Origin of the sequence: Barnesiella sp. CU968 (genome assembly GCF_905219685.1) — a bacterium.
Lineage (GTDB): Bacteria > Bacteroidota > Bacteroidia > Bacteroidales > Muribaculaceae > Lepagella > Lepagella muris_A.
The window spans coordinates 1-5692 of record NZ_CAJMXD010000189.1 but is presented as its reverse complement, the minus strand read 5'-3'; the positions used below and the strand labels follow the sequence as shown (position 1 = coordinate 5692).

Genomic DNA, 5692 nt, shown 5'->3' with positions numbered 1-5692 from the left:
GAACAGTGTCGGGCAGTCGATAGTGTTGTGCCTCGGCATACAACCCATTGTCGCCAACTGTCCGCCGACATCGTTCTTGATCCTTCGCAGTTCTTCGGCATCATCGCTCCACGCCATGATGTTGCAGTGGCAGCGCACCGAGGTCAGACTGTAAGAATGTGCCTCGTTGAGATAGCGGTCAATCCACTCCTTGTTGATAGCGTTGCTACGGCTGTACTTTGACAGAGAGTTCATGTTGCGTGCCGTTTTCTCAAAACGGGCAAGGTTCTCATCGTGGTCGTCAATCAGCACATACTGGTTGTAGATGTGGTTGCACGGCAGAAGCAATCCGACGGGAGAGGCAAAACTCAACCTACAATCCGAGCGGTCAGTTGACAGACGCTCATATCGGTTGTCGGTGCTGACTTTGCCGGGCAGGTCGTCGGTGTCGGAAAGGGTGTGCAGACATAGCATCTTGTCGCCGATGCGCATCTCCTTTGCCGACAGGTCAATATCTTCAAGGCAGTTGACATCGCCCATAGATAGCGACATATACCTTTCGATTATGCCGGAGGTCGTTTCAGTGCCGACAATCTCATCGTCGGACAATCGGCGCAGCTTGATATAGCCGGTGTCGTTGATTATGCGCTCGAACTGTTCAACTGACTCCATGAATTTAACAACCATCTCATGATTGAGTTCCTTCGGAGTGATACGTCCTCGGCAGAGGGTTGAGAAATTGCTCTGCTGGCGCATACGCTCCTTTGTCGTCTTTGTCAGGAACAGGTAGCACTTGTGAGCCAAGTACGGACGCTCATTGAAATGGCGTTCAAACGAGCGGTCAAGAAAACTCAAATCGTCTTTTTGTAACTCCGGCTTATAGTTCTCAGCCATAAACCAGTCCTGCTTATGTACCACGGAGAAGTGCGGTAGCACCTTTATCGCCTTGCACCATGCGGCGTGCATGGCCTCATACTCCTGACTTGTGACCGTAAACAGTTCCGGGAGGCCCACCTCAAAGGCCACGGTTATATCCGCGTCCTTTGAGATGATGCAACCGTGTTCAACCGCCAACAACGGCAGTTTGCTTTCGAGGGTCGTTGCTTTAAGTGTATTCCTCATTTTCTTCCTTTAATTAAGCGGGTTATGCGCAGACGGTTGATTATGTATCGCGGATGATACTTTGACGCCGACAGTTTCATCAGTCCATGTTCGCCATACTTGGCGTTGAGATGAAATGTGAGCCAGACAAGGATTGATGTGGCGATGACACCGAAGCCTATGCAGAACCATTGCGATATTCCGACGATATNCATGATGACGAACACCACGAACATTGCAAGCAATCCGCCGGCGAAGATGAACAGATACTGGGCTTTCAATCCTTTGTACTCAACCGAGCGTCCGATACCCTTATTTATCTGATACTCGGACATTAGAGGAAGAATGAACGGAGAATGGTGGCGGCAACGATAAGGAAGATGCAAGCACCGAACCACGACGCGGCGGTCTTGCTGGTGTCGGGGTCGCCGCTCGACCACTTGGAGTAAACCTTGATGCCGCCGATAAGTCCGACCACCGCGCCGATGGCATACACCAGTTTGGTGCCGGGGTCGAAATACGAACTTACCATTGATGTGGCTTCGTTGATACCTGCCATGCCGTTTCCGGCAGCGAATGAGTTAGTTACTGTGGCTGCAATAAGCAGCAGAGTGAAAAGTTTTCTTTTAATCATGTTTTTGTTTCAGTTTTTGAAGCATAGGACAGCCCCAACCGCTCCGATTGGAGCAGCCCACACTTCGGGTTAAAAATTGGGTTGGATTTTGTCTTTGCAGACTTGGATTAGTGGTTGCCGACTATTTTTTCAGGAGGTCGGCGGGATTGAAATCGTCAATGTTCTTGGCGATCTCGATGGTTGTTTTCCGGCGTGTTATACTTACCGGCTTTTCGCCTGTCTTGTCGGCTATGTCCAGACGGCAGCTTTCCCTGCAACACCTCATCACGTTTTGCAGAATGTCCGCATCATCGGAAAAATGCTCCATGAAATTGGTGTCGGTCAGTGTTATCAGCACCCGTCCGGCTTTCGCCTTTTCTTCGGGAGTGGCGGCAGGGTTGGCGGCTGTTTCCATTGATTTCTCAATGTCGTCCAGTGTCGCGCCGCTTGCCGACGGAGGCGAAACGGTTTCAGGCTCAACGTCCTCTATCCGGACATCGGTAAAGGCGGCTTTCTCCTGTTCGCGTGTCATGCGGTTGTCCTTTGCCGGATTGTCAACGGCCTCGGCGTCGCGGGCAATTTCCTCTTGAGTGGGAGCGTCATCGGTGTTGGCAAACTCCACATCTTTGAGCCTGACATCGCCCTCAATGCGGTCGAGCAGCTGGATCACCCGGTCAAACCGCTGTTCAATTTCCTCAAACCGCTCGTCAAATTCCTCTATGCGGAATTTGCTCTTGCCAACGGTAGCCTGCGGTGTCGGGGGCTCTTTCGCTGTTTCAGCCTCGGTTGGTTGCGGTTGCTCAGGCGGCTTTGCCTGCGGTGGACTGGCTTTCTGATTATTGTCGCGCATCAGATAGAGAAGGAAGCCGACATTTGTCAGTGCAACGGTTCCCAGCAAAAAGATTGATACTCCTGTCATAGAGCCACCGTCTTTTCGCCCTCGAAGGACAGTTCGTTGATTACATCTCGGTTTTCCACCAGATGATTGATAAGGATATTGGTGACGTATGCCCCGATTGTCAGCCCCTCCACATCGTAGAGGGCAATCAGTTTGGACAGTTTGTTAACCAGTTCACGGGGAACGAATATCCCCTTGCGTGCGCCGACATTGGAAGGTGTGAGGTACTCATCGGCATACGCCTTTACCTTCTCTTTATCCGGGGTAAAAGTCGGCTCCACCCCGCAGACCTTGTTGCAAGTGCGAAGGTCACAGAATTTTGTTTTCTCCATATTTTCTCAGTTAGAATTTTGACGGGCATTTTTCGGCTATGCCCTGAATTAGCGGATAACATTGCTTGAAGTGTTCCGTAAGGACTGCATCGACATAAGCAGCCATGTTGAGTCTTACACCGAACATTGAGAATATATCCTTTATCATTTCCCGGTAATCCTCTCGCACGACTATCGGGTTGCCGTTACGATTGACCTGACCGAATGACACATTGCCGATGTAAGTCTTGACATAGTTGCCTTCTTCCTCGGTCATGTTCATTTCCGATACTTTCTTCAGAAGAAAATCGGAAGACTCTCCGATGCGTCTTTTGCGCCTTGTTTCAACCGGCTCTTTCTGTTTAGGCTTTTTCTCCGGTGCCGTAGCAGCGGCTGGTGCTACATCGGATGCCGTGTGATAAGTCGGAACGGCTGACTCCCGGACGGATTGGATAAAGCTGTCCGCATCAAAGTCGGTTACTTGTTTTCTTGCCATAACCTATACTTTTATGATATTACGGATTTCGGATACCAGTTCTTCAAGGTTCGAGCCTTTCAGCAGACGCTTGTCAGGCGGCAGCATGGTTGAGCGGAATAATCCGACATTTCCGGTTTCACGCCCGTCTTTCTCAAACTTGTTGCTTTTTACAAGTACGGTGTCGAGTGAGTCAAGTCCCATCTTCTCAATGTAGTCGTCAATAATCTCACATAAACGGGATTTCTCGCGGGTGTTGATTTTGTTCCAGACGAGGTGCATCTCCTTTACATTCGTCACTTGAGTAGTCATCATTTTGTTCTTCACATTGTTGGCGAATGAAATGGAACTTGCCATTTCTCCGGTTTCTGTCGTGATCGGAACAAACAGATAATCCATGTTTGCAATTAGATTCACGATGTCGTGGTCGTTGATTGTTCCGGTAATGTCGAAGAAGATGACCTGCGGTGTGTTCCCGGCTTTCAGGAAATTGTCTGTCACCGCTATTGCATCAGCTGGAGAGGTCAGCAAAATTTCATAAGGCTTTTGCTTGAACTGAGAGTAGAATTTGTGGCACACTCTTTTCAGATACGGGTTCTCCTTTGTAACCATAAGGTCATGTTCGCGGTAAACATTCAGCGAGTGTTGGGTGCTGTCACAGTCCACCGCCGCGACTTCGATGCCCTCAACGTAGTACAGGTAACTCGCTACGAGAGCAGTCAGAGTCGACTTGCCAACGCCACCTTTCTGAGTGGCGAAGGCGACATAAATTGGGTCGCTCATAATAAAATGGGGATTTGAGTTATTGAATAGTGCGGTGCAGTTTCACCATACGCCCGGCTTGATAACCATGTCCGGGTCTGAAAACTCCGTGATTGGAGTATGTATATTCGTACACAGGTAGATAAATACGTTCATATCCATACACATACACATTTATGTACGTATGTTTCTATCTATGTATCGCCATACCTACAAATGTATCTCCGTATGTACGTATGTATATATGTATATACAGATGTAAGTATGTAGATGCAGAGGTATAGATGTATATATGTGGATACGAATGTATGAATATATGAATGTCTGTATCTATGTAGATTTCATCATTCGGTATCGGCATTGGTATCTCAGCCTCTGTGCAAGTAAAACGATGATAGTACGCAAAAAGATTATTGATTACCAGCGATTTCCCACGGTTACACACCGATTACCCAATATTACCCAACTTTTGTTTTTTGAAAATCCGAAATGGCTTTTACGATTGTTATAGAGTCAAGGAAATGCAAAGGCGTACACACCTGATGCGACATCGTACCGCAACCATATATAGTAGGTGCTGACGATTAAAAAAGCGCCATTCATGTGGAGTAGTACACTATTAGTACACCTTTTCCTATAATATCCCACACATATCATTCCGATTATCAGTTCAGGATGTTCAAACGAACATTGCAAGGTATGTTTTACGCAGCACAAAATTGAATTTGCTGCATAAAACCCTTGCCATGTGCATGGAGCCAGCGGTTACTCCAAAGTCATAACCGCCAAGATAAAAACCTGCGGTTGGCAGTTTCCAACCACCACTAATTCCATCTTATTTATGAAACAAAACTTTAAGAAAGCCGGGCGTCACCCCAAGATTGACGCCACGGTGTTCCGCTGCTCGGTCAATTTCTCTGCGGCGGAGAAAGCCCGTTTGCTTGATATGCACGAGCAATCGGGAGTGGAATCATTGTCTGCGTTTATCAAAATGCAGTTGTTCGGCAAGCCATTCAAGGTGTTTATCGTTGATGAGAACACACGGATTTTCATTGACAAGCTATCGGCGTTCAATTCCCATTACCGCACTATCGGAGTAGAATATGACACCATGGTAAAGACACTCCGTGAGAATTTCACTGAAAAGAAAGCGATGGCTGCTCTCTACAAACTGGAGAAGATTACCATCGAGCTTGTGAAACTGAACCGTGAGATTGTCGCTCTCGCAAATAAATTCGACGAGCGATGGTTGCAAAAATCTCTTTAGGCAACTCCCTTTACGGAGCTTTGGTTTACAACGGCGAAAAGATAAACAAGGAGAAAGGCAGGTTGCTCGACACCAACAAAATCTTCAACGACGGAACAGGGACTGTCAACATACACCGTGCGTTTGAGGATTTCAAGCGGTGGATGCCTGCCAATTCCAAAGCCGAAAAGACGATGATGCACATATCGCTCAATCCGCACCCTGATGACCGGCTTTCTGATGTTGACTTTGCCCAACTTGCCCACGAGTATATGGAAAAGATAGGGTTCGGCGATATGCCTTATCT

The 5692-nt window shown here is 47.9% G+C and carries 8 protein-coding genes and 1 pseudogene; 2 read left to right on the top strand and 7 right to left on the bottom strand.

Going from position 1 to position 5692, the window contains the following annotated elements:
- The 7 genes from JX312_RS08360 to JX312_RS08330 all read right to left on the bottom strand — a co-directional run.
- Positions 1-1101, bottom strand: a 1101-nt coding sequence (locus JX312_RS08360) for a TraG family conjugative transposon ATPase (RefSeq protein WP_204457679.1), incomplete at its 3' end; no start/stop codon positions are given.
- The gene (locus tag JX312_RS08355) at positions 1098-1415 is read right to left on the bottom strand and encodes a DUF4133 domain-containing protein (RefSeq protein ID WP_204457678.1); all 318 of its coding nucleotides are present in this window, start codon (positions 1413-1415) and stop codon (positions 1098-1100) included. The genes JX312_RS08360 and JX312_RS08355, both read right to left, overlap by 4 nt.
- A complete protein-coding gene (locus JX312_RS08350) occupies positions 1415-1714 on the bottom strand; it encodes a DUF4134 domain-containing protein (RefSeq protein ID WP_148464234.1) in 300 nt (99 codons plus the stop codon). Before JX312_RS08350 ends, JX312_RS08355 begins: the two co-directional genes overlap by 1 nt.
- A 121-nt stretch (positions 1715-1835) precedes the next feature.
- Positions 1836-2612 carry a hypothetical protein gene (locus JX312_RS08345; RefSeq protein WP_148464235.1) on the bottom strand — a complete coding sequence of 259 codons (777 nt, stop codon included), beginning with the start codon at positions 2610-2612 and terminating at the stop codon, positions 1836-1838.
- The gene (locus JX312_RS08340; RefSeq protein ID WP_148464236.1) at positions 2609-2923 is read right to left on the bottom strand and encodes a DUF3408 domain-containing protein; all 315 of its coding nucleotides are present in this window, start codon (positions 2921-2923) and stop codon (positions 2609-2611) included. The genes JX312_RS08345 and JX312_RS08340 overlap by 4 nt, the downstream gene beginning before the upstream one ends.
- A gap of 10 nt (positions 2924-2933) precedes the next feature.
- Positions 2934-3398: a DUF3408 domain-containing protein gene (locus tag JX312_RS08335; RefSeq protein ID WP_148464237.1), complete on the bottom strand. Its 465-nt coding sequence runs from the start codon at positions 3396-3398 to the stop codon at positions 2934-2936.
- A gap of 3 nt (positions 3399-3401) precedes the next feature.
- Positions 3402-4160 carry a ParA family protein gene (locus tag JX312_RS08330; RefSeq protein ID WP_148464238.1) on the bottom strand — a complete coding sequence of 253 codons (759 nt, stop codon included), beginning with the start codon at positions 4158-4160 and terminating at the stop codon, positions 3402-3404.
- 820 nt (positions 4161-4980) lie between these two features.
- On the opposite strand from JX312_RS08330, the gene mobA reads away from it, so the two are divergent.
- Complete coding sequence (mobA, locus tag JX312_RS08325; RefSeq protein ID WP_148464239.1) at positions 4981-5406, top strand: conjugal transfer protein MobA; 426 nt, start codon at positions 4981-4983, stop codon at positions 5404-5406.
- Positions 5385-5692 (top strand): annotated as a pseudogene (locus JX312_RS08320) (relaxase); the annotation flags it as partial. The gene mobA and the pseudogene JX312_RS08320, both read left to right, overlap by 22 nt.